The sequence below is a fragment of the Ruegeria atlantica genome (assembly GCF_013033965.1).
Lineage (GTDB): Bacteria > Pseudomonadota > Alphaproteobacteria > Rhodobacterales > Rhodobacteraceae > Ruegeria > Ruegeria atlantica_D.
This window is the reverse complement of sequence record NZ_WQFE01000008.1, coordinates 108,734-130,171: the sequence shown is the minus strand read 5'-3', so window position 1 is coordinate 130,171 and position 21,438 is coordinate 108,734. Positions and strand designations below refer to the sequence as shown.

Annotated in this window: 25 protein-coding genes and 1 pseudogene; 9 read left to right on the top strand and 17 right to left on the bottom strand. The window is 51.9% G+C overall.

The genetic code is table 11. The features are described 5' to 3' along the window. Positions 1-150 precede the first annotated feature (150 nt). A pseudogene (locus GOW16_RS22830) lies at positions 151-303 on the top strand (IS6 family transposase); the annotation flags it as partial. A 26-nt stretch (positions 304-329) separates the two neighbouring features. On the opposite strand, the gene GOW16_RS15125 reads toward GOW16_RS22830, so the two are convergent. The 8 genes from GOW16_RS15125 to GOW16_RS15090 all read right to left on the bottom strand — a co-directional run bounded on the left by GOW16_RS15125 (position 330) and on the right by GOW16_RS15090 (position 9,107). Further along, entirely contained in the window at positions 330-1,022 is a 693-nt protein-coding gene (locus GOW16_RS15125; RefSeq protein WP_170416439.1) for a hypothetical protein, read from the bottom strand. 21 nt (positions 1,023-1,043) lie between these two features. Next, the gene (locus tag GOW16_RS15120) at positions 1,044-1,997 is read right to left on the bottom strand and encodes a TolB family protein (protein WP_170416437.1); all 954 of its coding nucleotides are present in this window, start codon (positions 1,995-1,997) and stop codon (positions 1,044-1,046) included. Positions 1,998-2,348: 351 nt separating this feature from the next. After that, the gene (locus GOW16_RS23095) at positions 2,349-2,825 is read right to left on the bottom strand and encodes a metal-dependent hydrolase (RefSeq protein WP_170416435.1); all 477 of its coding nucleotides are present in this window, start codon (positions 2,823-2,825) and stop codon (positions 2,349-2,351) included. 23 nt (positions 2,826-2,848) lie between these two features. Further along, positions 2,849-4,276 (bottom strand): ATP-binding protein, encoded by a 1,428-nt coding sequence (locus GOW16_RS15110; RefSeq protein ID WP_254429797.1) that lies wholly within the window; start codon positions 4,274-4,276, stop codon positions 2,849-2,851. A gap of 83 nt (positions 4,277-4,359) precedes the next feature. Next, on the bottom strand, positions 4,360-5,052 hold the full coding sequence (locus tag GOW16_RS15105; protein ID WP_170416432.1) for a response regulator transcription factor: 693 nt from the start codon (positions 5,050-5,052) through the stop codon (positions 4,360-4,362). Continuing rightward, the gene (locus GOW16_RS15100; RefSeq protein WP_170416430.1) at positions 5,027-6,592 is read right to left on the bottom strand and encodes a DUF4153 domain-containing protein; all 1,566 of its coding nucleotides are present in this window, start codon (positions 6,590-6,592) and stop codon (positions 5,027-5,029) included. The genes GOW16_RS15105 and GOW16_RS15100 overlap by 26 nt, the downstream gene beginning before the upstream one ends. A 781-nt stretch (positions 6,593-7,373) precedes the next feature. Then, complete coding sequence (locus GOW16_RS15095; RefSeq protein WP_170416428.1) at positions 7,374-8,306, bottom strand: hypothetical protein; 933 nt, start codon at positions 8,304-8,306, stop codon at positions 7,374-7,376. Positions 8,307-8,732: 426 nt separating this feature from the next. Next, a complete protein-coding gene (locus tag GOW16_RS15090) occupies positions 8,733-9,107 on the bottom strand; it encodes a methyltransferase family protein (protein ID WP_302478077.1) in 375 nt (124 codons plus the stop codon). 196 nt (positions 9,108-9,303) lie between these two features. On the opposite strand from GOW16_RS15090, the gene GOW16_RS15085 reads away from it, so the two are divergent. From GOW16_RS15085 to GOW16_RS15075, 3 genes are all read left to right on the top strand, one after another. Next, positions 9,304-9,735, top strand: coding sequence for a MarR family winged helix-turn-helix transcriptional regulator (locus GOW16_RS15085; protein ID WP_170416426.1), 432 nt, complete (start codon positions 9,304-9,306; stop codon positions 9,733-9,735). Between the two features lie 58 nt (positions 9,736-9,793). Next, a complete protein-coding gene (locus tag GOW16_RS15080; RefSeq protein ID WP_170416425.1) occupies positions 9,794-10,192 on the top strand; it encodes a hypothetical protein in 399 nt (132 codons plus the stop codon). Between the two features lie 309 nt (positions 10,193-10,501). After that, positions 10,502-11,149 (top strand): MarC family protein, encoded by a 648-nt coding sequence (locus GOW16_RS15075; protein ID WP_170416424.1) that lies wholly within the window; start codon positions 10,502-10,504, stop codon positions 11,147-11,149. Between the two features lie 77 nt (positions 11,150-11,226). On the opposite strand, the gene GOW16_RS15070 is transcribed toward GOW16_RS15075, so the two are convergent. The 5 genes from GOW16_RS15070 to nthA all read right to left on the bottom strand — a co-directional run bounded on the left by GOW16_RS15070 (position 11,227) and on the right by nthA (position 15,094). Next, the gene (locus GOW16_RS15070) at positions 11,227-11,622 is read right to left on the bottom strand and encodes a YybH family protein (RefSeq protein ID WP_170416423.1); all 396 of its coding nucleotides are present in this window, start codon (positions 11,620-11,622) and stop codon (positions 11,227-11,229) included. A gap of 23 nt (positions 11,623-11,645) precedes the next feature. Next, positions 11,646-13,199, bottom strand: a complete 1,554-nt coding sequence (locus GOW16_RS15065; RefSeq protein ID WP_170416422.1) for a class I adenylate-forming enzyme family protein — start codon at positions 13,197-13,199, stop codon at positions 11,646-11,648. 283 nt (positions 13,200-13,482) lie between these two features. Further along, the gene (locus tag GOW16_RS23010) at positions 13,483-13,803 is read right to left on the bottom strand and encodes a nitrile hydratase accessory protein (RefSeq protein WP_217354634.1); all 321 of its coding nucleotides are present in this window, start codon (positions 13,801-13,803) and stop codon (positions 13,483-13,485) included. A 13-nt stretch (positions 13,804-13,816) separates the two neighbouring features. Beyond that, a complete protein-coding gene (gene nthB, locus GOW16_RS15055; RefSeq protein ID WP_170416420.1) occupies positions 13,817-14,473 on the bottom strand; it encodes a nitrile hydratase subunit beta in 657 nt (218 codons plus the stop codon). 3 nt (positions 14,474-14,476) lie between these two features. Continuing rightward, on the bottom strand, positions 14,477-15,094 hold the full coding sequence (nthA, locus tag GOW16_RS15050) for a nitrile hydratase subunit alpha (protein ID WP_170416419.1): 618 nt from the start codon (positions 15,092-15,094) through the stop codon (positions 14,477-14,479). 535 nt (positions 15,095-15,629) lie between these two features. On the opposite strand from nthA, the gene GOW16_RS15045 reads away from it, so the two are divergent. Both GOW16_RS15045 and GOW16_RS15040 read left to right on the top strand, forming a co-directional pair. Beyond that, positions 15,630-15,917: a DUF3303 domain-containing protein gene (locus GOW16_RS15045; RefSeq protein ID WP_170416418.1), complete on the top strand. Its 288-nt coding sequence runs from the start codon at positions 15,630-15,632 to the stop codon at positions 15,915-15,917. 108 nt (positions 15,918-16,025) lie between these two features. Continuing rightward, positions 16,026-16,838 (top strand): SDR family oxidoreductase, encoded by an 813-nt coding sequence (locus GOW16_RS15040; RefSeq protein ID WP_170416417.1) that lies wholly within the window; start codon positions 16,026-16,028, stop codon positions 16,836-16,838. Between the two features lie 89 nt (positions 16,839-16,927). Here the strand turns inward: GOW16_RS15040 and GOW16_RS15035 are convergent, their stop codons facing one another. Continuing rightward, the gene (locus GOW16_RS15035) at positions 16,928-17,071 is read right to left on the bottom strand and encodes a hypothetical protein (RefSeq protein ID WP_170416416.1); all 144 of its coding nucleotides are present in this window, start codon (positions 17,069-17,071) and stop codon (positions 16,928-16,930) included. Between the two features lie 143 nt (positions 17,072-17,214). Then, on the bottom strand, positions 17,215-17,808 hold the full coding sequence (locus GOW16_RS15030) for a TetR/AcrR family transcriptional regulator (protein ID WP_170416415.1): 594 nt from the start codon (positions 17,806-17,808) through the stop codon (positions 17,215-17,217). 105 nt (positions 17,809-17,913) lie between these two features. On the opposite strand from GOW16_RS15030, the gene GOW16_RS15025 reads away from it, so the two are divergent. Continuing rightward, positions 17,914-18,339 carry a VOC family protein gene (locus GOW16_RS15025; RefSeq protein ID WP_170416414.1) on the top strand — a complete coding sequence of 142 codons (426 nt, stop codon included), beginning with the start codon at positions 17,914-17,916 and terminating at the stop codon, positions 18,337-18,339. Between the two features lie 225 nt (positions 18,340-18,564). On the opposite strand, the gene GOW16_RS15020 is transcribed toward GOW16_RS15025, so the two are convergent. Continuing rightward, positions 18,565-18,765 (bottom strand): hypothetical protein, encoded by a 201-nt coding sequence (locus GOW16_RS15020; protein ID WP_170416413.1) that lies wholly within the window; start codon positions 18,763-18,765, stop codon positions 18,565-18,567. Between the two features lie 188 nt (positions 18,766-18,953). After that, on the bottom strand, positions 18,954-19,979 hold the full coding sequence (locus GOW16_RS15015; RefSeq protein WP_170416412.1) for an AraC family transcriptional regulator: 1,026 nt from the start codon (positions 19,977-19,979) through the stop codon (positions 18,954-18,956). A gap of 55 nt (positions 19,980-20,034) precedes the next feature. Here GOW16_RS15015 and GOW16_RS15010 point away from each other — a divergent pair, with 55 nt between their 5' ends. Together GOW16_RS15010 and GOW16_RS15005 are read left to right on the top strand one after the other, a co-directional pair. Then, a complete protein-coding gene (locus GOW16_RS15010; protein ID WP_170416410.1) occupies positions 20,035-20,688 on the top strand; it encodes a peroxiredoxin in 654 nt (217 codons plus the stop codon). Positions 20,689-20,777: 89 nt separating this feature from the next. Continuing rightward, the gene (locus GOW16_RS15005; RefSeq protein ID WP_170416408.1) at positions 20,778-21,380 is read left to right on the top strand and encodes a hypothetical protein; all 603 of its coding nucleotides are present in this window, start codon (positions 20,778-20,780) and stop codon (positions 21,378-21,380) included. Positions 21,381-21,438 lie beyond the last annotated feature (58 nt).

Sequence of the window (21,438 nt, the reverse complement as noted above, 5' to 3'; positions counted from 1 at the left end):
GGTCAATAAATCAGCGTGGTTACCTCACGTCGCCAAGGAAACAGACGGGGCACAGATCCCGCTGCCGAGTTCGTTGGCAACTTAGCGCTGCAGGGCAGCAATAGGTATTGCCGACCTGTTCAGGCAGAGAGATCCCGCCATGTCGGGCAAATGAACATCCCACCGATCATGCCTTGCCCGAAGGGTTTTTGCTATCTTCGAGAGATCATTGCCTGCGCGGATTGGGCTTACTATCGCCTTGCGATTAGCACAGCAGACGTTGAGGATCTGTTGGCTGCTAGGAGCGAGATTGTCGGCCGGGAACTGAATACAGCCGCCAGACAGAAGCACTACCAATTCACTTGAAGTTGCTCTATCGCCGGGTACATTCCCAACGGCACTTCCAGTACATTTGGCTGTGGTTTGATTGCGACGCGATCAAAATCGGCCGAAAGGGTTGCGCTTGTTCCATGATAGCGGAGCCCTGACACTCTGGTGTTTTGTGTTAAGAAAATGTGCTCGGTGTCACATTGTTCAATCACCAGGTTTCCGGAGGTCACAAAATCCCGAAAGCTAATATGCTTCAATGTGCACCTCGCTATCAGCATACTGGAACAGGTTGTGTCCTGAAACACGAACCCTTTTACCGGTTGCGTGTCCCCATCCGGCAACGCATGCGTGAAGCTCAGGTTAACGACCCCGGTATCAACATTGTTGAGGTAGTTGTTTCCGCCTAGGCTTGTGCTGCTCAAATTGATCGATCTGAACTTCGAATTGACCATTTGAAAGTTGCGAAAAAACAGGCCTCCGGCGTGAAGATCATGTGTTGGTTGGTCTTCCCCATCAATTTTGACGCTTGTGGCTGGGTGCATAGTCTTAACCACCTCGTCAAAGCTTTCCCCAATCCAACTCGCATCAATTTGCGCCGGATCGTTTACAATCAGGAACCGATCAAGCCGGATATCGCCGGTCGGCCTAGTCAGCAGATCGGCCTTGCTTGCCACACCCTGAATGATCAGTTCCGGCTGAAAGTCCCACGGCATCTCAATTCTCCTGCTCCAAATCTATTTCCAATCACTTAGAAAACTTCTGCCGTCGATGACCGCTACGGGCGCATCATCTGTCGTGCCAATGGTCTTCCAAAAAACCGTCCACTCCGGGCCGGTTTCCCGGGTCCAGCCCACTCTGGCACCAGAGGGCGAGAGAACGGGTGAGCTCGCGCGAGATCCCGCAGGCGAGATAGTCAAACGCTGTCGGTCGTCGCCCTCTCCATCCGCCGGCGAAACATCGACCGGACGCATCCTATAGATCTCGGTGTCAAATGTTTGTGGCGCGTGGTGATCACAGGAATATACGATCCATTGGCCGTCCTGAGACCATCGGGGTTCGCCGCAGATAGTGGGTAGGGTGGTAAGAACGACAGGGTTTGACCCGTCCAGATTTGAGACGACGATCTTGCGATCATTTGGAGCATTGGCCTTCACATAGACCAGCTTGTTCGATGCTGAATGGCAGTCTGGCTCAAACTCGTCTGCGGTGGTCTGGACGACGGGCGCTAATCCCGAACGATCCGGATTGATGCGGTAGATGTCACCGGCATTGCCATCGGAAAAATCATCCCTCGTAAAGACAATGAAGTTACCGCACCATTGCGGAAAAGCATCATCAATGGCCGCATTGGTGGAGATACGGGTTTCCTGAGTTCCGTCAGCTGCCATGGTGTAGAGTTCCGCGGAATTTCCGTTTCCGGCCTCATCGCGATGCCGGTAGCTGTAGAACACCAGAAGATTTTCGGCGTCGTTGAGAGCACCATCAGCGTTGTCGTATTCCAGCCCGGTTGGCGTAGTCGTCAGCCGCTTCGTAAATCCTGTGCCTGTGTCCACAGAAAAAATGTCATAGACATCCCGGAACGTACCCGTTGGGTTTTCGATGAGTTGTGCCGATCGTGAGTAAATTAGTGTATCAGCCGAGGCGGACCCGACTGCAAAGGGCCCTCCGCACAACATGGCTGCGATCACAAAAAATCCTGAAAATCTAATGGTCTGTTATCCTCTAAAGTTTGAAGCAGCCAAGCATGGTGGGGGGAGGCTGTCAACGGCAGGAAATATCAGGGAGAAGATCAGTCCAGCCGGTAATTGTTCTTTACCGCCCCTTTAAAGCGCAGCCGGTCGTCAAAATCCGCAACGGCAACTCTCATTTGCTCAACCTCGTGGTTGATGTGAGCCGAACAAAGCTCTTTTAAGTCATCAAGACCGTGTTGCATAGATCGCGGAGTCGCAGTATCTCCGGCGGGTTCTGACGGAATGGACATCCCTGGGTGTGGTTTGTCTGTTTGTCCAAAGGAACATTTGAAGTGGCAGACGAAAGTATCACCGCGCCGCGCAATATCGCCTTTGCTTCAGGAAAAAATAAACTGCCCATGCCCATATCAATACTTCAATCAGGATCGTCCAATGAAGCAGGAACGAGAGAACCCAGTGAGGATAGCGTGGGGGAATCGCTACCAGCGCCCAGAGTTCGGTGTTGAAGGGTGCAAGCCACATGATCCCGCCACCAACACTATCCAGTATCAAGTGGAGGAATATTGCCGCGAAGAACGCAATGGCTACCTGTTTGAAGCGTGAATTCCACAAAAGCGACAACGCGACCCCTGCAATGACTGCCCAAAACAATGGGATATGCATCCAATACCGGTGGTGATGGATCGCCTTTTGATCGATGAAGTAAAAGAAAAGTAAATCGGCATCCGGGAGAACGGACCCAAGGACCGCGGCGGCAAAAGTCCACCCGTGAAACCGAGATAACTTCCCTAAACAATACCCCGATGGTAGGTGTGCCGTGAGCATGAAACTGCGTTTTGTCCGCTTGTTTAAAACTTGATCCGGAACCGTGCCCCTGTCGGGTTTGGTTGAGGTTCAATGATGCCCCCGAGGGCCTTGACGATTGCATTCACGATGTTCAGCCCCATCCCCGTACCGCCATGATCGCGACGGGTCGTGAAGAATGGGTCCATGATCTTGTTTCGGTTTCCGTCGCTGATTCCAGGGCCATTGTCCGTAATGGTTAGGCTTACTCCAGACGAATCCGCGGTGGTTCTCAAGACGATCTCATCAGCGTCATGTTGTTGGGCGTTTTCTAGAATATGTGTCAGGATGATCATTAGGGTTTTCGGATGCACTGGCAAAACTAGATCGGCGTTCATCAAGGTGATGGATAGCCGTGAGAATCTTCCCCGCATCTGATCCTCCACGTCTGCCAGGCAGCATGCGCCCCCGATGGCGTTCTGTTCAGCCAGGCTGAATGAGCGCATGCTGGCGAGAAGGTCTTCCATACGATCTGTATCACGGTCGATGTTATCCAGGAAAAGGTTCCGCTGCTCGTCGGGCATAGCTCCGTCACGTAGTAACTCAGCCGCGCCTTTCACGGCGGTCAGCGGTGACTTCAATTCGTGAGTCACATGGGCTGTGTATGTCTGCAGTGCATCCTGCTGGTCTTGAAGTCGTCTTGTGAGGGATTGAAAACTATGGCTGAGGTTTTCGATTTCTCGGGTGCCATAATGATTTAGAGGCTCCCAGCGTTTTCCGTTTCCGGTGATCTGGGTACGATGGATAAGCGTCTGTATAGGACGGGTGATGAAGCGCCAAAAGATGAAGCCGATCAGTGCAGTCGAAACGATGATGAAAAGCCCTGCTTTGGCCAGGTTGAACCGTTCGCCATAGAGAAACCTAAAGATATGGTTCGGAGTCCGGCTGATGTAGACGGCCCCTATGATGTCACCGTCTACGACAACGGGCATCGCGACGAAGACCCTGACCCTGGTGCCACGGCTGACGGAGTAAAGAGCCGGTTCTGGGCCTTCACGGATGCGCTCTCGGGCAACGGAGACAGTTTCACCCCCAAGGGCTCTCGCGACTTCGTCCACATGGAGCAGGGAAAGGCTAACTTCGGCACTCCCTCCAATGACATTCCCATCTGGATCAAGAAACCGGTATCCGGCCAGTGTGTTTACTTGGGAGGCATCCGCGATGCGTGAAAGTTCGGGACCGATTTCGAGGTAATCGATGGCGGGGTCGATGGTGATCGGAGCCGCATCAGGGCGCGGCGGAAGGATTGCTTCGGCTTGCATCGACAAGGAGGGAAAAACCGGGGTGTATGCCTGCTGCCTCTCCGGATCGTAAGCGTCTCGACTGGTTTCAGCCTGATAGAGTTCAGCATATACCGCCGCCAGGACCGACGCCTGTGTTAGCAGGCTTTCCTCGGTCTGCTGTACAAGCTGGTTGGCATAGAACTTGAACAAAAACAAACCAGCGAAGGGCAGGCACAGGACGAGTCCGAGTACAAGCAGCACTACGGCCCAAAGCCGAGGACGCCATTTTCGAGTCATGCTGTGTTGCACGATCCCATCCTCAGACCTACGCCGTGAACCGTCACAATGCTCTCAACACAACCCGCCAGTGCCAGTTTGCTCCGAATGTTACGAATGTGGCTATCAATTGTGCGATCCGAGACGTGAATGTTGTGACCGTAGACGACATCAACGAGGCTTTGCCGGGACACGACCTTCATTGGTTTTGACATCAAGGCTCTTAGTAGGGAGAACTCTGAGGCGGTCAGCGCAACCTCCCTCCCTGCGACAAGGCAGAGATGCCGGTCAGTGTCGATCCGGAGGTCACCGTGGGAAAAGGCCGGAGCCAAAGACATTTTATTTATTTGTGTGCGTTTTAAGATTACCTTGATCCGGGCAACCAGTTCACGGGGTGAAAACGGCTTGGTCACGTAGTCGTCCCCGCCAATCTCCAGCCCTATGATACGGTCGATCTCCTCATCCCGAGCGGTGAGGAACAGAACGGGCAGGTCCGAGGTCTTTCGCAATTCACGGCAAACCTCAAGCCCGTCCATCTCGGGCAATCCAATGTCCAGCACCAAAAGATCGGGATTGCCGGTCTGAACTTGTTCCAGAGCGGCCAGTCCATGCTCGGCAAAGGAAGCAGTGAACCCGGACTTCTCCACTGCAAACCCAATCACCTCACGGATGTTCGGATCGTCATCAGCGATGAGAATATGGCCGGGCATCAATCACCTGTTCCTGCAATTCTGCGGCAAGATAGACTTGAAGCCGCCATTCGCGAAAGCCCCAATCTCGCCAGTTATTTATGGGGGAATGTACTGGCATCTGACGCTGGTATCCATTGCACACGGACTCCCCGGTCGCCCTGTGATGTTCTAGGATCGCGGGCAGCGCCAGTTCACCCAACCCGCAGACATAACGAGTATCGAGCCGACCGATGGTGTTTGAGTGGTGCAAATTGTAGTCGGCGATCACCCAGGCAAAGTTGACGAAACTGCACAGATAGAGTGTGCCCATCAATACAGCCAAGTTTGATCTCACCAACCATCCAACACTGTAAGCTCTGGTGATCTGAGCGACGGTCAGGATCAGCCCAACAAAAACCAGCCCCATCCAAACGAAGGCGCCTACCCGTAAGTAGGTGAGATTGTAGGCTTCCACATAGAGGTTGAGCCGGAATGCAGCAGTGAAAACCAGAAAAAGGTTCTGACCGAGCCACAGGAGTAACAAGCTCTTCAGAAACCGGCTCTCTCCGATCATCTGGTGCGTAGTGATTGCAAACACTCCGGCAAGAAGCGCAGTTGCCAGCAGAGGATAGGCCCCTCGATGAGCATAGCGGGCGTAAGTCATCCCGTCGGGCAGCGACATACCACCCGTGAGCACACCGATATCCATAACGGTTTGAACGAAGAAAAGGATGTTGAAAAGGAAGAGCGAGTTGCGAACCGACTCGGCACTCACTAACGATGCCAGTCGGGGCAAGTGGATCGACTTGAACTTGGGCGTGCTGGCAACCGGACCAAGCCAAGATTCACTCAAGTTCAGGTAGGGCCACACGACCGACGCCACGACCACCCAAAAGAAGATTCTAAGGGCGTGCTCAGTAGTCAGAAATTCAAGTCTGGCAAGTTGATCCAGGAACCGTTCCAGGATGGGATTGGCCAAGGCCAACAGTAACAGGAACATCAACCCGACCGCTAACGGAAGGATCAACGCCTTTAGGTGTTGCTTTAGTCTAGCCGTAGCCTGAACCTCCTTCACGTCATCGACTAAACCAATGGGCAAAAGGGTGGCACCGACGGTTGATACTCGGGTGATGGTCCACAGTGCTTGCCACCACTTGACGATCCGCCCGTAACTTACCCAAACAACCAGGACGACGATCCCGATCCCCGCGAAAAACAGCGACAACATTTGAAACTGCTCTACAACCGGAAGGTTGCAGGTGGTTGCAAAGGCCAGTGCGATCACCCATTCACGAGGTGTCGCTCCGCTTGGCTTCATCGCAAGTATGGCGACTGATAGAGCCAGAGCAAACAGGGCGACCGAGATGCCAAGGCTGTGACCCCAAAAAAGCCAATCGGCGAGAATAACCATTAAAAGCAAAACTATGATGGCAATTGAGTGACGACGGCCGACCTTCTTTGGTCGAATTTTCTCCTGGGTGCCGCTAACACCCGGCGCGTCAGCATGGCTGCATGCAAGCCACCAACCATCATGGCGAATACTGTCCGGTACACCATTGATCACCAATGTTCCGCTCATCTTTTCCTCCTTGGAAATCAAATATCTTAGGAAGGATTATGGGCGGCTTCTTTGAACTTCTTCGTGGTAGGTTGTGCAGACTCAGGGGCTCTTTTGTGCAGAATTCGTGCAGGCACGTAGTCCGCAACAAAACTGTAAGAAAAAACACTCTACAAAAGAAGTTGCCGAAACCCAGGCTCAACAAATTATGGGCTTGAGACTGAAAAGACCTATGACGTCGCCTTCTGGAGGCAGCGGTCCATCACATGCTTTCCGCAGAGCCGACATTGGTCGAATGCCCGCTTTGTCCGCATCAAAGCCAGTTGCTAGCAACACAGGCGATGTCTGGTTTACGCGTTTAGCAACCTGCTATATGAGCAAAATCCCAAAGCACGATCAATGGTCGGTATGGGCTCTTCTTACCAATTGGGACTTATCGTAGCGAAGGGCAGATGTGAGCCCATTTTACCTGATGCTACACCCCACACGAGCGTCGCGTAGTTGGGCCACGGCCTAAGATGAGCTAAATCAACGCGAGCTTTTGCCAAGTGTTTGTGGCCCAAGATTTTAAACGAATTAGGGAAGTGTGCAGACAGTGACAAAAAAACCAATTCTGAAAATCCAAAGTTGAGATTGAATGGCAAGTTCAACACAGGTTGCATAGCCGCGAACCATAGTGTCGTAGTATGCAAAGAAACTTAATTACTTCCGACCGGTGCTATGGTGGATTCTTCCAGATTCGAGGAATTGGCAGCGACAAAAACACTAGTGTATTTAAAGATTTACGACCTAGAAGCCCACGTCACTTCTTGAATGCGTTAAGCCTGTAACTGAGCGGCGAATTTAATTTGTAAATCCCCGGCACAGTTGGGTCATCCAGGTTTCTTACAAAAGTGAAAGTGTTGCTGTTCTCGGGTGCTAGTACGTAACTGCGGCAAGTTTCGTGAATTGGGCGGCTCCAACCGAGCATGTTTGACCACAGGCTTTCTGCCGCCGCGGTCTTCGTTCTTTCGCAATGATTGATCCTTACGCTGAACTCACAGGAATTCCTTACGCGCACTCGAAAAAATTTAGCTTCATAAGTCACCTTCATGCAGTGATTTGCCGGTTCACTGGAAGTAGCTAGCGAGTTGTTGATGTTCTCATTTTCGTTGCCAGATACGTCCGAATTTTGCTTAGGTTGCTTGAAGTCTGGAAAGATTTCCTTCGCAACGGAGAACGCGACCACGCCTTGTTCGGCAAGTTTCCGGAATTCATTCTTATCATGCGGGCTATCAAGATCGTACACTGTCCAGACTACCCGCCCAATTGCATCATTCGTTACAAAGAAGTCATAAATTTCTTTCAGTTCATCGGATGTTTGTGCCAGAACAGTATTTTCCAATACTGTGTAGCCATCGGACTGAAGCGTTGAAAGAAAACCCCTCGCGGTTGACGGGTCAGGGTACCCGACTGTCAACGCATCCTCCTGGAATTCCGAGACCCAAAGATAAAATAGGCCACTCGGATCGTCCGGTGAAGATACCTGAACAAAAAAGCCACCATTGTGTCGATCGACAACGCTGAACCTCAATTCTTCTTCTGACACCTTCATTGAAAACGTGCCGGGTTCGATTTCGAATACGTGAAAAGACTGGCTTACAGGAATAAGTTCGTTCTTCTTTGACACTATTACAGCTTCTTTTGGGAAGCCGTGATCCAGCAACCTCGAACCAAACAGGTCGTTTTCCGCCACAAAATAGCACCCAGACAGGACTACCGAGAACAGAGCAAGTTTTAAAGAATACAACGCTTTCACAACACAGGCCTTTCCTCAAATACTGAAAAGGCTACCAATTGCCGTGTCTACTGACCACTCAAAAGTCGAAGAGTTTTCGTCTGTGCCAAAACTCATAGGTCTTTAACACACATGAAAACAACTGTATTTTTGTTGCCCTGCCATCCAAGATCCGCTTTTGGCGCAGCCGCAGCGAATGACTGCTTCGCGGGCTGGTGACTGCGGCATCTTGAATGCTCGGCGAAGGTCGGGATTGGGCCGTCGGCGTGGTCAGATATGACGAGGTAGGGGCATTGCGGTGCTTGCTCTGAGGTCTGCTGTGAACCCTGAGCGGACCCAATTGATCGCCTAATCTCTTCAATTCGAAACGTCTGTGGCTAACCTTCAGACCCAGCGCCGAACGCGCTTCCGATAATCAGTATAGGATTTGCCAAAGGGAGCAGTTAGCTTGCGTTCTTCAAGGCGGATGGCAAATACCGTCGTGACAGTACCTGCGATAAAACCAGCGATAGCGATCCAAACATTATCGAGCAGAACGGCGATTCCGCATTGAATGACCGCGAGGCCAAGATAATCCGGGTTTCTCGAATACTGATAAGCACCAGAGGTGACGAGTTCAGTTGAAACGTTATACGGATCATATGTTGTATTGCCAGCTTCAAATTCCCTAATGGAGCTGTGGATCGTAAGAACGCCTGCTAGAATGATCAAGAGACCAAGAACGAGTTGAACACCCCATGGCAGCGCGGACCATTGCAAAAGAAAACCGACAAATAGGCCTACAATCAGGGAAACGCTAAAGATGGTTGGGGGGAGACGCGAAAGGCTTCTGATAGCCTTGGATCATATGGGCGTAGCTTTTGCTTCGATTTGATTGTGTACAAAGTTGCGGAAGCACCATTGACTTCGCGTGCATGTAGGTTAGTTAGAGTGACTGACTAAATGGGGTAGTAGCATGAAGTTGGCAAGGCTGATCGAACTAGCGCACAGACAAGGCCACAGACAGTGGGCGAAAGCAGGGGGGCATCTGGGGATGACCCATAGCGAATTCGAGTATCTTCGCGCGATAAAGGATCAGGAAGCCAAAAAAACGGACAGAGATTATCATGGGCAACATCTTCAAGATGTAGTTGATGAAATGGGTGTGAGAAAAGCATCAGCCAGTGCGATGGTCTTGAAACTTGAGGAACGTGGGTTAGTCGTGCGTTTCCCTTGTCAGTACGACGCCCGCGCTCAACACATAATGCTAACTGAACAGGGTCAAAACCTGCTGTCTTCTGGCGAGCAGATCTATGAAGCAGCAGCGAAGGCGTTGCTTGAGGAACTGTCCGGAGATGACGCCAGAGCGATTGAAATCGCAGTAGGGCAGCATCGGAAACCGGTCTGACAAGTATTTTGGAAATTAAAGTAAGTCAGACAAACTAACATAATAAGGAAACTCAAAAATGACGTTCGAACTAGTCCTAATGGCGACGGCCATCCACATCTTGATCTGGGAGAAACTCCCTGAATGGGGGACGTGGTTCAACCGCTTCATTGCGGCGCTGCCTCGGCCGTTAAGTTCACTTTATGAACAATGGCGTTGCCCGTACTGTGCCGGGTTTTGGATCGCGCTGGTTCTACATGGCTTGACCGGGTTTTGGACGATACCGGCACTCGCAACACTGCCAGGGCATCTTGGTGTTACTGCGACACCTATCGGGTGGTTTTTGGACGCCCTTGCCTCAGCAACTTTGATCTATGCAGCAATCATCGGATTGAAAGCCATTGGCCTACCGGCCATGAAAGCTCACATGATGAAAGAGGACTTCATGAAATCTGCTTTGTCAAATGACGGTGACTGAACTGTTGAAGAATATAGGGTGGGTTTGCGGGCTGATTGGAGGTTCGCAAACAGCCCGATCTTCTAACTCTTGCGATCTGTCAATGGCCGTTTTGTCCCGAGCATGCGCTTGACTGACACCGAGTCTGGCACCCGCAGCGAAGGTCGGCAATGTGGGCTGCAGACGCAGCATTCGGGTACTATGCCCAATGTCGGGAATGGGCCGTACGCGGATCAATTTGCGTTAAACGAGCTAGAGTATCCCTTTGACATAAGCTATTTTAATCTAGACTGGGCTTGAAACGACCACCCCAATCTCGTGAGGGATTGCATGTTCAACCATGACTTGTTTATCGATTTTCTGCTTGCTCTTCTTGCATTCGTAAATCCGCTCTACACGGTGCCCGTCTTTGTTAGTATGACTAAGGATTTCACCAATGTTGAGCGTCGACAAACATCTGTCGCAGCCGCTGCGACAATGTTCTGCGCGCTTATTGTCACTGTGATTGTCGGCGATCAGCTCCTGACGCTTCTGGGCATCCACCTGCCATCATTCAAAATTGCCGGCGGCCTGATAATCCTAGCTCTCGCGTTTAAGATGCTCTTTGTTGTTAAGGACAAAGTTGAAAAAGATGTGTCGTCAGCTAAGGCTATCGCCGCTTCAAAGCAGAAGAATATCGGTGTCTATCCTTTGACGATCCCGCTTCTTGCGGGTCCGGGTATGTTCACGACAGCAATCATTTTTAGCAGTCGGTTAAAAACCCTTGCTGACCTAACTGCGATACTGGCGGTCGCCGTTGTGATCGCTGCTCAATACTGGATTTCTATGGTTTTTGCGAGCCTCAGCGCGCGATATCTGAATGAAACAACAGTCCAAATCGGTACCAGCATACTGGGCATAATGTTGGCGGCTGTGTCTGTCGAATTGATGCTTTCTGGTGTTGAAGAGTTCGTTAAAACGCTAACTTTGCCAAATTGATTGCAACTCAGCGCTTGTTGGACGATCAAGCCACTTACATATAGTGTGTGAAGATCACGACCGTGCCTTTTGATGCGTCATTCCATTCCGTTAAAAAGCGCGGCTGCGATCTGCCACACTTTGCCCTCTTGCCTGCGAAATTTTAGCATCTGTCGCGCGGGTCGACGGGTCTCACCACCATCGGGCATTTCGAGAACTCTTGCAAAGTGGCATATCACCACTGCTAAGTCACCAGCGCCTTCGATCTCAATTGACTCGATCTCAAAACGCCGTATTGCAGGCCATTCCCTGATCCAAGCTCTGAGTTCAGCAAGACCTTTGATGTCGTCCATTTCGGGCGGCATAATCACGGCGTCGTGCGTCCAGTGCTTAAGCCAGGACTCAAAATCGCGGTTGGAAATATTCGCGAGTGCTTGCCTGAGCACCTGCTCTATTTCAAGCAGATCGCTTTGCGGTAAGGACATGTCGGCCATTTTAATTACCTCTTCGTGCCCAATTAATCTGCGCATGCGGCTGAGAGCCGCTCAGCCGCTAGTTTTTTCAAGGCAAGTCGGTCCACTTTCCCGGTGGCGTTTAGTGGTATCCTGTCGAGAAAAATTACGACTTCCGGTGCTTTGTAGCCAATTTTTTTTCGGGCTAAATCCACAACGTCCTTGCTACGTGGTGTAGCAACACCGTCTTTCACTGAGGCATAAGCCCATACGTTTTCGCCGTGCACAGTATCATGCACACCAACCACACCGGCTAATTCGATCGCCGGGTGCGCCATGACCGCCTCTTCAACTTCCTGCGGCGCAATGTTCGAGCCATCATGCACAATGATCTGTTTTGTCCGTCCAACAAACCAGAAATACCCGTCAGCATCGACTCGCATGATGTCTTCTGTGTTAAAGCATCCGTCCTGGACAGCTTCTGCGGTTGCCTTGGGATCTTTCCAGTATCCCAGGAACATCGGATCACCAGACAGCCACAGGTCACCTTCTTCGACTTCATTCCCGTCTGAGTCTCGCACGGACATTGAAAAGCCCGGGCAGACGATCCCGACCGATCCTGGTTTGGTTTCCTTGTTGGGAGGGTCAAATAAACAGTCGGCGGCTTCTGTCAGCCCATAGGTCTCTTTGATTTCTAATCCCGTAAGACTGCTAAACCCCTTCTCCAAATTGACAGGAAATTTGTCTCCGCCGGTGATGCATAACCGAAGCGAACTGAAATCGGCGCGTTTCGCATTGTGATCTTGCTGGAGTGCAATCAACGCGGCGGGTAGAGCAACCAAGACGGTGGGGCGCCATTTGCGCAATAGGGGCAACACCACATCTCCATCAAATCGACGATCAAGTATCACGGGTGCGCGGACCAACAGCCCTGCGAACGCCGTCGACAAACCGCCGACATGAGAAATCGAACCACCCGGGAACACGACATCCTCATTGGTCAGACACATTGCTTGCGCGAAACTTGCTGTGATTGCGCCAAAGCTGCGGATGCTGTGCATCACACCCTTTGGGGTGCCGGTGCTGCCGGATGTAAAAAATATGAAAGCCAACGCATTCAAATCGGGCTCTGGCATCATGGCAGCTGGAGGATCAAGATGCATCAGTTCCTCAAATGATCGCGCACCTTGCACCGGGCCACCAACTGAATTCCGCCCCAATGAAAGCTGATGCGCTTGTTCGCTGGCCTCGAGGTCCTCGAACCTCTCGGCATGAAACAACATGATTTGCGCTTCACTCACCTTCAGTGCGTAGTCGATGTTTGTTGCTGTGTATCGATAGTTTAGGGGAACCACGACTAGTCCAGCCTTTAGGCATGCCAAATAGTGCACGAGCAATTCACCGCAATTGGGCACGAGCGACGCGACGCGATCCCCTGGTTGCAGGCCCAATGCGAGCATATGCGCGGCAAGCGTTTCGATTTGTTGCTTCAACGGCTGCCAAGTCCAGACGCTGATCCCCGACACTAACGCCGTATCGTCGTGCATATCAGACGCAGCGTGCCCCAGCAGATCATGAAGCGGAGCTGGTCCCTCTAACTCTGGACCGGAAATTGGCATGAGCATACCTCGCTGTGGATACACGTCTTAGATTTGGTGTGAAGGTACCGATAATAAAAATGCCCTTGGTTCTTCGGCTAATATAGCAGAATTGTCGTGACACTCGGACCAGCAGTTTTGGGCCACAAGTGACGCTATTGATCTTCGCGCTCTTTGCCAGGGACGTGGTTGGATCGGACGTTCAATTAGTGCGTGCACTATGCCCGTCGCAAAGAGCCAACCCAGAAGAAGTTGGCACCATTCCAGACAACTAAACCCCTTTTTGCGACGGGAATACGAGTATCTAACCCGTAGCAGGGTCCTCTGGTAGAGTGACTGGCTGGCCATGGGGTGTCCGCCTATAGGCGTCTTCCCAGTCGGTGCGTCTTTGCTGAAGTGCTTCACTAGGAACGAGCGCGTTTTCAGCAACAATACGCTCCAGTGCCGCAAGGACGTGACTGTAGTAAGTGCTGCCATCGGCCGGATCGCCAGCAACGCGTGCTTTTTCGATCTCAGCGGCCAGGATAGTCGCCCACTCGGCGGGTGAATAATGTCCCATTTCTTGAAGCGCAATTGAAAGGGCAAGCACCTCAGCCTGCCAAGGTTCGGTTAGTTTCGGGCTCACGGGCCGCAATGTCTTATTCTCGTTCAAGGTAGCTCTCCCACAAGCAAGGAAAGACCTTGTCCCCAGGAGCCGCAGCATCGCTCCACAGATCTTGAGCGAGAAAGCCGACACTATACAGCGGTTCAGGTCTTTCGTCGCCAACGGCGTTGGCGTCGGGCAAAACGTGCCAGCCGTGGTATTGCTCAATCACACCGACATGCCCACGCACGTAGCGAGGCAGACGCGTTGCTCCGAGTGGCGAATGAAATTTAGCGCGGACCCGGTCACCTGGCTTGAAAGCCGGTGGGTCCGCGACATCGCGACGGCTGTCGAGACCCTGTTCGAGCATTACTGAAACCGCCTCGGGTGGCAGTGGATCACCTACGTCCTGCGGCCGACTAGTTGCCACACCGCTGGCCAATTCGTCGATGCTTACCCAGCCCACGTTGGCCAGAACGCCAACATCGCGCCAATACCAACGATCAAAATAATCGCTTGTCAGGTAAACATCGGGCGGTATGCATTCCAGAACATGGCGCAACCAGTCGACGTTGAATCCGCCAGGTTGTGTATAAGACAACTCAAGACAAAACATACGGGCGCGCCACTCGGTCTTTGAAAATGGCTGCTCACGCGATGGATCAACTGGCCCGAAACCGTGCATACCACCCATGTCGTGGATGCCATCCATAGCTCAGTTCCCTTGCTCTGTGGTGGTTACTTTGGCGGTACCGACCATTGCATCGCGCGACACGAGGGCCGCAAGCTCAGCTTCATTTAGTCCCTCGGAATCGGGGGGGCGCTCGGGCAACACCATGTAGCGAACATCCGCGTTGCTGTCCCACACCCTGACCTCAACATCATCGTCCAGTTCTAAGCCGAACTCCCTAAGCACGCCGCGCGGATCACGCACCACGCGCGAGCGATATTCAAAGGACCGGTACCAAGTCGGCGGTAATCCCATTATTGCCCACGGATAGCACGAACACAGGGTACAAACGACAACGTTATGCCGCTTGGGCGTGTTCTCAACGACCACCAAATTGTTGGCTTCGAGTCTTGGAAAACCCAATTCATCGACTGCCTTTCTGGCGTCAGCCATGAGGTGTTTCTTGAAGGCTTCATCGGACCAGGCTTTGGCAACGACGCGTGCCCCATTCTTTGGGCCTACCTCGTCGCTGAATACTTCAATCCAACGGTCGATTGTTGCGCTGTTAAGCAGACCCTTTTCGACCAACAGGCTCTCAAGCGCTTTGACCCGCAGAGCCGGATCGGAAGGAAGATGCGAATGCAGTTCCTTCTCAAGTTCCATGATCTTTTTGGTCTCCTTGGGTACTTTCATCTGAAGCCCCTCAGTGTGCATCTACATTCTATCACCTAAGTTAGTGACAAAAAACCAAAACCTGAAAGCCAGAAAACATGCCGTCAAATTCTGACGGGTATGTTGAAGTCTGACATTGTTTGATTCAATTGTTGGTGTTGCTGCGACAATGTTTAGGCTCAGGACTTCGGTAATTAGGTCGTTCCTGTGAAGAAGATCCATGCAGAGTAGTTGATCCACCAGAGTGGTGCTATAGGCTCTAATGTTAGCCGCTGTGCTAACCATCATGGCCTTCGGCCGAAATCTGTCGGGCAATCCTAACAATCCTACTCTAGGTTCAAACAAGTAGGTTTTTCGAGAACGGTGTTAATGTCTTTTGCAATCGTACGCCCCTCTGGCTGAAAATTCGGAACAAACCACCTGTAAGCTGAATGATGACAAAACAGGGCGGTTGAGCTACAAAATCATCTCCAAATTGTCTTGATGCAAAGCTACTCCAAACCCTTATAAAACCGAGGATCAAACTGTGTATTTTCACATTCATTTTGAGTTCACTCCAGAAACCCGCGACACTGCGCTAAAGCGGTTCATGAATGCCGGTGACGGTATCCCCGACGGAGTGCAGTCCGTATCCGGTCCATGGTTCTCGACCACTCTTTTGGAAGGGTGGGGTATTGTTGAGGCGGACGACGCATCAGTGCTGGCGAAGCTGCTAAGCGGCTGGACTGACTTGGCCGTTGACCACATCGCACCGGTTTTGAGTGGTGAGGACGTCCTCAAACTTCTCCCATTGAAACCTAATCCCAACGACTGACTTCGATGCTATGGGCTCTGATACGAATTCAATCGGAATGCTGCTTGGTGAAGGTGTTTTGCGCCATATATTGTTGGAAGCAGCTACAATTCAGTGAAAGCAGATTAGATGGACACCATAGAGAAAACGGCGGTTGTTACAGGAGCTGGCAGCGGTATCGGACGCGGTCTTGCTCGGGTTCTTTCTAACGCGGGTATGAACCTAGTTTTGGTAGGACACCACGAACCTCCGCTGGAAGAAACGGCGTCCTCATTGATTGGCAATTCAATCATAGTAGAAGCGGATGTCTCGAACCTTGAAGACGTTCAGCATGTGGCAGACGAGACGATACGTGCTTTTGGTGCGGCCCATTTGCTGTGCAACAACGCCGGGGTGGGTCCGTTTGCCGCGACGCAAGAGACGACTATTGAGGAATGGGAATGGGTCCTGTCCGTCAACCTGTGGGGTGTTATTCACGGTGTACATGTTTTTCTACCGTTGTTTGAGGCTCAGAAAGAAGGTCATATCTATGCGACTGCATCAGAGGCGGGCCTCTACGGGGTGCCCTTTCTTGCCGCATACAACACATCGAAATTTGCAGTTGTCGGATTGATGCAATCGCTTGAACGAGATTTGCGGGCATCTGGTTCCAGTGTCACTTCTTCAGTTCTTTGCCCAGGCGCTACGCGCACTCATCTTGTCGAGGGGGAACGTCCCGTGGCAGCTCGAAGAGAAGTCGCGGTAGCAGAGAAAACTAAGGCAATTAAGAAAGAGGCAGCCGAGGTTGTGGCTAACGGTATGGATCCTGAAACTGTTGCCGAGTGCGTTTTGGAGGGAATGAGAAAGAAGCAATTCTGGCACTTTTCTCACGACCACGTTCCACAAACGGCGTTGAAACAAGCTCAGATCATGTCCGCCAGTCGTGAGCTCAGCCAGTTATGAAACGGTGTCGTCATGTAAGTTCTCCGTTTGGCGGTTATGATTCAAACTTCTGATTTAGATTGACGGCGCAGCCAGTTATTCCATTTGCCTTACGAAATAGAGCTTGCTGCTGCTGCTTTCGTTCGAGCTGCCTGACAATCGAAACCACGCTCTGGAAGTTCGTCAATTTCTAGATTGCAGTCGTTCGGCGCCTGAAGTTGAATTTCAGCTTTGCCCAGGATCTGTGAGTCCACTCGGTCTCCAATTTTGCAATTGCAGCGAACGACCGCTACGCAGGCCGCGACCGCAGAAACCAGGAGCACGATCGAATGACCGTTTGGGCCGTAGTTCACGGAATGAAGGGCAGGGATCCTTACTGCGCGGCATCCGAGGTCTGCTATTTTCCCTTGAGCACTTCACCAATCAAATGGTGCATAACCTCTTTGTAGACCTCTGGATCGCCGCCATAGGTGATCTCAAGAGCGGCTCGATCGAACGCGGCCGACAACAGATTGGTCAAAGCATCGATGTGTTTTGATGTATGCTCAGGAAGTGCCCGCGAAAGTCCTTCATGAAGTTCTTCTGTTCCATTGGCCCGGGTCAACGCGACAGCAGCGCTGTGCCCTAATACCGCTGGGGCCTCTTCCATAAGTAGGCGCACCCGACCTGGAACCAACATCGCATCGAAAAAGGCATTCGATCCAGTCACCATGGCCTGTTCGGGATCGGCAACATTGCGCGTTTCCTGGTCAATGTGGCGCGAGATTGCTTTGGCCTCCTCTTCTGCGACGGCGCGGAAAAGGTCAGCCTTGTCCTTGAAATGATGATACAGCGCGCCGCGGGTTACGCTGGCCTTACGCACGATGTCTGGGGTTGCAGTATCGGAAAATCCCGAATCCACAAACAGTTCACGGGCAGCCTCTATGAGTTTAGCGCGCGTTTCGGCGCGCCGGTCTGCCTGGCTGCGGCGGGCGGTTTTTTCTGCGGTCAAGACTAATGGCTCCGAATATCATTGCAAACATCTTACATACATCTTGCATGTATTTGCAAATTTATGATACATACAAATTGCATGTAAGTTAGGGAGATCAAGAATATGCGTGTCACTCAATATTACCCGGTCATTCAGTCTGAAACGGTTTCTGAGACAGCAGAGTTCTACAAACGTCACTTTGGCTTCCGCGCGGCGTTCGAGGCGGATTGGTATGTGCATCTACAAAGTGAAGTGGATCCGTCGGTCAATCTCGCGATCGTCCAGTCGGATCACGAGACGATCCCAGAGGTTTCCCGCGGTGCGTCTAAGGGTATGATCCTCAACTTTGAAGTCGAGGATGTCGACAAAGTGGACGAACGACTTCGGTCGGAAGGAGTTCCTGTCGCAAAGTCACTTGTGAGCGAGCCGTTTGGCCAACGCCATGCGATTTATCGCGATCCAAACGGGGTACTGATCGATGTCATCACCCAGATCCCACCCTCAGAGGAATTCCTGTCTCAATATGCAACCGACGCGGTACCGTCGTGACTAGAGGTGCCCAAAAACCCACTGATTGATGATGATTGCGCGGCCGCCCTGTATCGCGCAATCCACGCCTAATTGGTGCATTCAATACTGGTGGTCATTCCTTTGATACTGAATACACCAAAGCCCGATCACGTCGCTCTTCAGGGGCAAGAGCTGTGCTTGTGGGCCACATCGATGCATCGTGGTATTGATAAAGCCCAATAAACAAAACGAATTGACCGTTCCTCACAGGCTGAAAAATTTGCGGTCAGCTGCCTGCGCTTCCGGCGTTGCGATTTCCATCGAAACCATAGCTGAGATACCAATCCAGCCATTTTGGTATTCGAACGCCTGGAAGAATTCCTGAAACTGCCATACTCCATTCCCCTGTAGCAGCCCGCACACTCTATCGATTTTATTCAGACAAATCTGCCACTGGGTTGCCATGTGGTGAACGTCCGTTTTGGGCTGCCACCAGTCGCTGACGCGAGTTGCGCAGAATGTCAGGAGTGAAGCGAACTTGCCTGATGCTGCGGAAAATATGGTCGGGTGCAAAAGCTTACCCCCCGTTTCTGGGCATGGCAAGTTTGGCCTTTCTACGCTGTGACTATCTTAGTGCAGCACTTGAAGAAGTCCTAAGTGTTTTCTTTTCTCCACTCTGAAGGCGAAACGCCAAAATGACGCTTAAAGGCCCGGCTAAACGCCGCTTCTGATGCATATCCGGCCCGCTCTGCTGCATCTGCGATGTTCAACTGCTGTTCAGCAAGACCGCGAGCCGCAAGCTGCATACAGGTGTTTTGTACAAATTCCCTAGGTGAACAGCCAAGCAGATGATTGAATCTTTCGGTCAGCACGGTACGCGAAACCGCGCATTCCTGCGCTAGCGTTTCGACAACCCATCTCCTCCCCGGATACCGGTGGATCAATCCAATAGCTCTGCTGACAGCACGGTCTTTGAGAGCGTCAAGCAACCCACCGCTCTTGGAATTTGAGATGTAGTCTCGAACGGCTTCGACAAACAGAAGCTCGGATATCCTTGCGAGTGTAGCCTCTGATCCAAGCTGGCCGTCGGACATTTCCGTTGCCGCATACTTTAAGGTTGTTTTCACCAAGGACCCGGAACGACACTCTAGTCCATTATATCGAAACACGGGTGGCAAAGCGTTCAAAAGCGGATCATGCTGAAGCCCACGCCCTCCTAGGAACCCGCACACAATTCTGGTTTTTTCACCACCTCCGCCATGTCTGATGACCATCAGCTCTTCAGGTCCATTTCGGTCAGTCACATCCAATGCCGGAACGGTTGTAGCCGGTTGCTGACCTTTCAAAAGGTGAGGGTCATTACGGGGAAGAATAACCGCTTGCCCGGGCAAGAATATGTGGGCGTTTTTTTCTGCGTCGATCACGGTCAGACAGCCTTCCAACACATAATGAAAAAGAACCATTTGATCCGCGGGACCCAGATAGTGGCTGCAATCGGATGCTTTCAGAGCCGAAGACACACACCAGGGTTCGGAAAACTCCGCATGAAGAAAAACGCCACCTGTCAGCCGTGCTGAACGAAGAATTTCCGACAAAGCGTCCATCAAAGTCCTCGCGATCTGACTTCCGGCAAATCGGCAATGAATTCCGGTCAGACGATCATTCAGCAGAAATTCCAAAAGGTCTACCTCGTATCCGGGCCTACTAAGACCCCGGATACTGAAAGGAAGCACAATGAAACTTGGAGACAAGGTGCCGGATTTCTCGGCCGATAGCACGGCGGGTGAAATCCGGTTTCACGATTGGATCGGACAGGACTGGTGCCTGTTGTTCAGCCATCCAAAGGACTTCACGCCGATCTGTACGACCGAACTCGGATCAATGGCGCGATACCATGCCGATTTCACCGAGCGTGGTGTCAAAGTCATCGGACTGGGCACCGACAGTGTAGAGGATCACATCAGGTGGTCCGGTGATATCGAAGAAACTCAAGGCGCCCGCCCAAGATATCCGATTATCGCGGATACGGATCTGCAAGTCGCCAAACTCTATGACATGATCCCGGCATCCGCAGAGTTCGATCTCAAAAGCAGGACTGCGCAGGACCTGTTCACCATCCGCAGCACGTTTCTTGTCTCACCCGACAAGCGGCTTCAGATGGCGATGACCTATCCAATGACGGCAGGTCGGAACTTCGAAGAAGTCCTCCGGGTCGTCGACGCAATCCTTCTGACAGCGCGACATGATGTGGGCACACCCGCAGGCTGGCAACCGGGTGAACCGGTGATGATCCTGCCATGGGTCACCGACGAAGATGCGCGAAAGCGCTACCCTGAAGGGTGGCAAACGATCAAACCCTACATGCGTGTCGTTGATCAGCCTCGATAACCAAACCAGATTTGAAACACAGGAGAATTAAGTTGAGACAAGTGTCAAAGTCTATTCTAGCCCAAATGCTTGTGGTTGGTGCCGCAGTCATGGCAACGCAGACCCACGCTATGGACCTACATCTGCAACAAGCCTCTGTGAACACGCACAGGTCTCAGGGCGAAGTCCGGGAGGTTCAAGGGGCCACAGGAACGATGGTTCGGTCTGAGGATGGCATCTTTGTTGATGTGAAGACCAAGGAACTTGAACCGGGGCACGTCTATACGATGTGGTTTGTCGCAATAAACGATCCATCGAATTGCAGCGCGACGCCCTGTCCAAGCACTGACGTGCTTGGCTCATCTACCATGGTAAAATCAGATCTGGGTTTCGCAGATGGGACCATTGCAGACCTCAGTGGAGCCGCCCATTTTGCGACATTCCAGCCGTTGGGCGAGCTGACAAATGCCTGGTTTGGAAACGGACTAGCGCAATCTGGCGCAGAAATTCACCTTGTACTGCGCGACCATGGGCCGATGCAGATGGGTTACGAGCGTCAGATGATGTCGACGTTCAGAGGGGGGTGCACCGACGAAAGTGTGTCAGATTCTGTACCCGACACGGCCAGAAACGATGGGCTTATGGGTTACTTCGCCTGTTCCAATCAACAGACGGTGATCTTTCTCCCATCCGGAGTCGGGCAAGATTCTTGATGGGGCGTCAGGCGGCCAAAGAACCCTTGCATCACCGTAAGAGGCCGATAGCAACTTA

Coding starts and splice junctions, on each gene's coding strand:
- nthA (WP_170416419.1), bottom strand. CDS start 15,094: ATGGAACTTGAGAAGGAACTGCATTCGCATCTTCCTTCCGATCCGGCT.
- GOW16_RS15025 (WP_170416414.1), top strand. CDS start 17,914: ATGCGTGTCACTCAATATTACCCGGTCATTCAGTCTGAAACGGTTTCT.
- GOW16_RS15065 (WP_170416422.1), bottom strand. CDS start 13,199: ATGCCAATTTCCGGTCCAGAGTTAGAGGGACCAGCTCCGCTTCATGAT.
- GOW16_RS15040 (WP_170416417.1), top strand. CDS start 16,026: ATGGACACCATAGAGAAAACGGCGGTTGTTACAGGAGCTGGCAGCGGT.
- GOW16_RS15125 (WP_170416439.1), bottom strand. CDS start 1,022: ATGCCGTGGGACTTTCAGCCGGAACTGATCATTCAGGGTGTGGCAAGC.
- GOW16_RS15105 (WP_170416432.1), bottom strand. CDS start 5,052: ATGCCCGGCCATATTCTCATCGCTGATGACGATCCGAACATCCGTGAG.
- GOW16_RS15085 (WP_170416426.1), top strand. CDS start 9,304: ATGAAGTTGGCAAGGCTGATCGAACTAGCGCACAGACAAGGCCACAGA.
- GOW16_RS15080 (WP_170416425.1), top strand. CDS start 9,794: ATGACGTTCGAACTAGTCCTAATGGCGACGGCCATCCACATCTTGATC.
- GOW16_RS15020 (WP_170416413.1), bottom strand. CDS start 18,765: ATGGCAACCCAGTGGCAGATTTGTCTGAATAAAATCGATAGAGTGTGC.
- GOW16_RS15070 (WP_170416423.1), bottom strand. CDS start 11,622: ATGGCCGACATGTCCTTACCGCAAAGCGATCTGCTTGAAATAGAGCAG.
- GOW16_RS15100 (WP_170416430.1), bottom strand. CDS start 6,592: ATGAGCGGAACATTGGTGATCAATGGTGTACCGGACAGTATTCGCCAT.
- GOW16_RS15075 (WP_170416424.1), top strand. CDS start 10,502: ATGTTCAACCATGACTTGTTTATCGATTTTCTGCTTGCTCTTCTTGCA.
- GOW16_RS15005 (WP_170416408.1), top strand. CDS start 20,778: ATGGCAACGCAGACCCACGCTATGGACCTACATCTGCAACAAGCCTCT.
- GOW16_RS23095 (WP_170416435.1), bottom strand. CDS start 2,825: ATGCTCACGGCACACCTACCATCGGGGTATTGTTTAGGGAAGTTATCT.
- nthB (WP_170416420.1), bottom strand. CDS start 14,473: ATGGATGGCATCCACGACATGGGTGGTATGCACGGTTTCGGGCCAGTT.
- GOW16_RS15010 (WP_170416410.1), top strand. CDS start 20,035: ATGAAACTTGGAGACAAGGTGCCGGATTTCTCGGCCGATAGCACGGCG.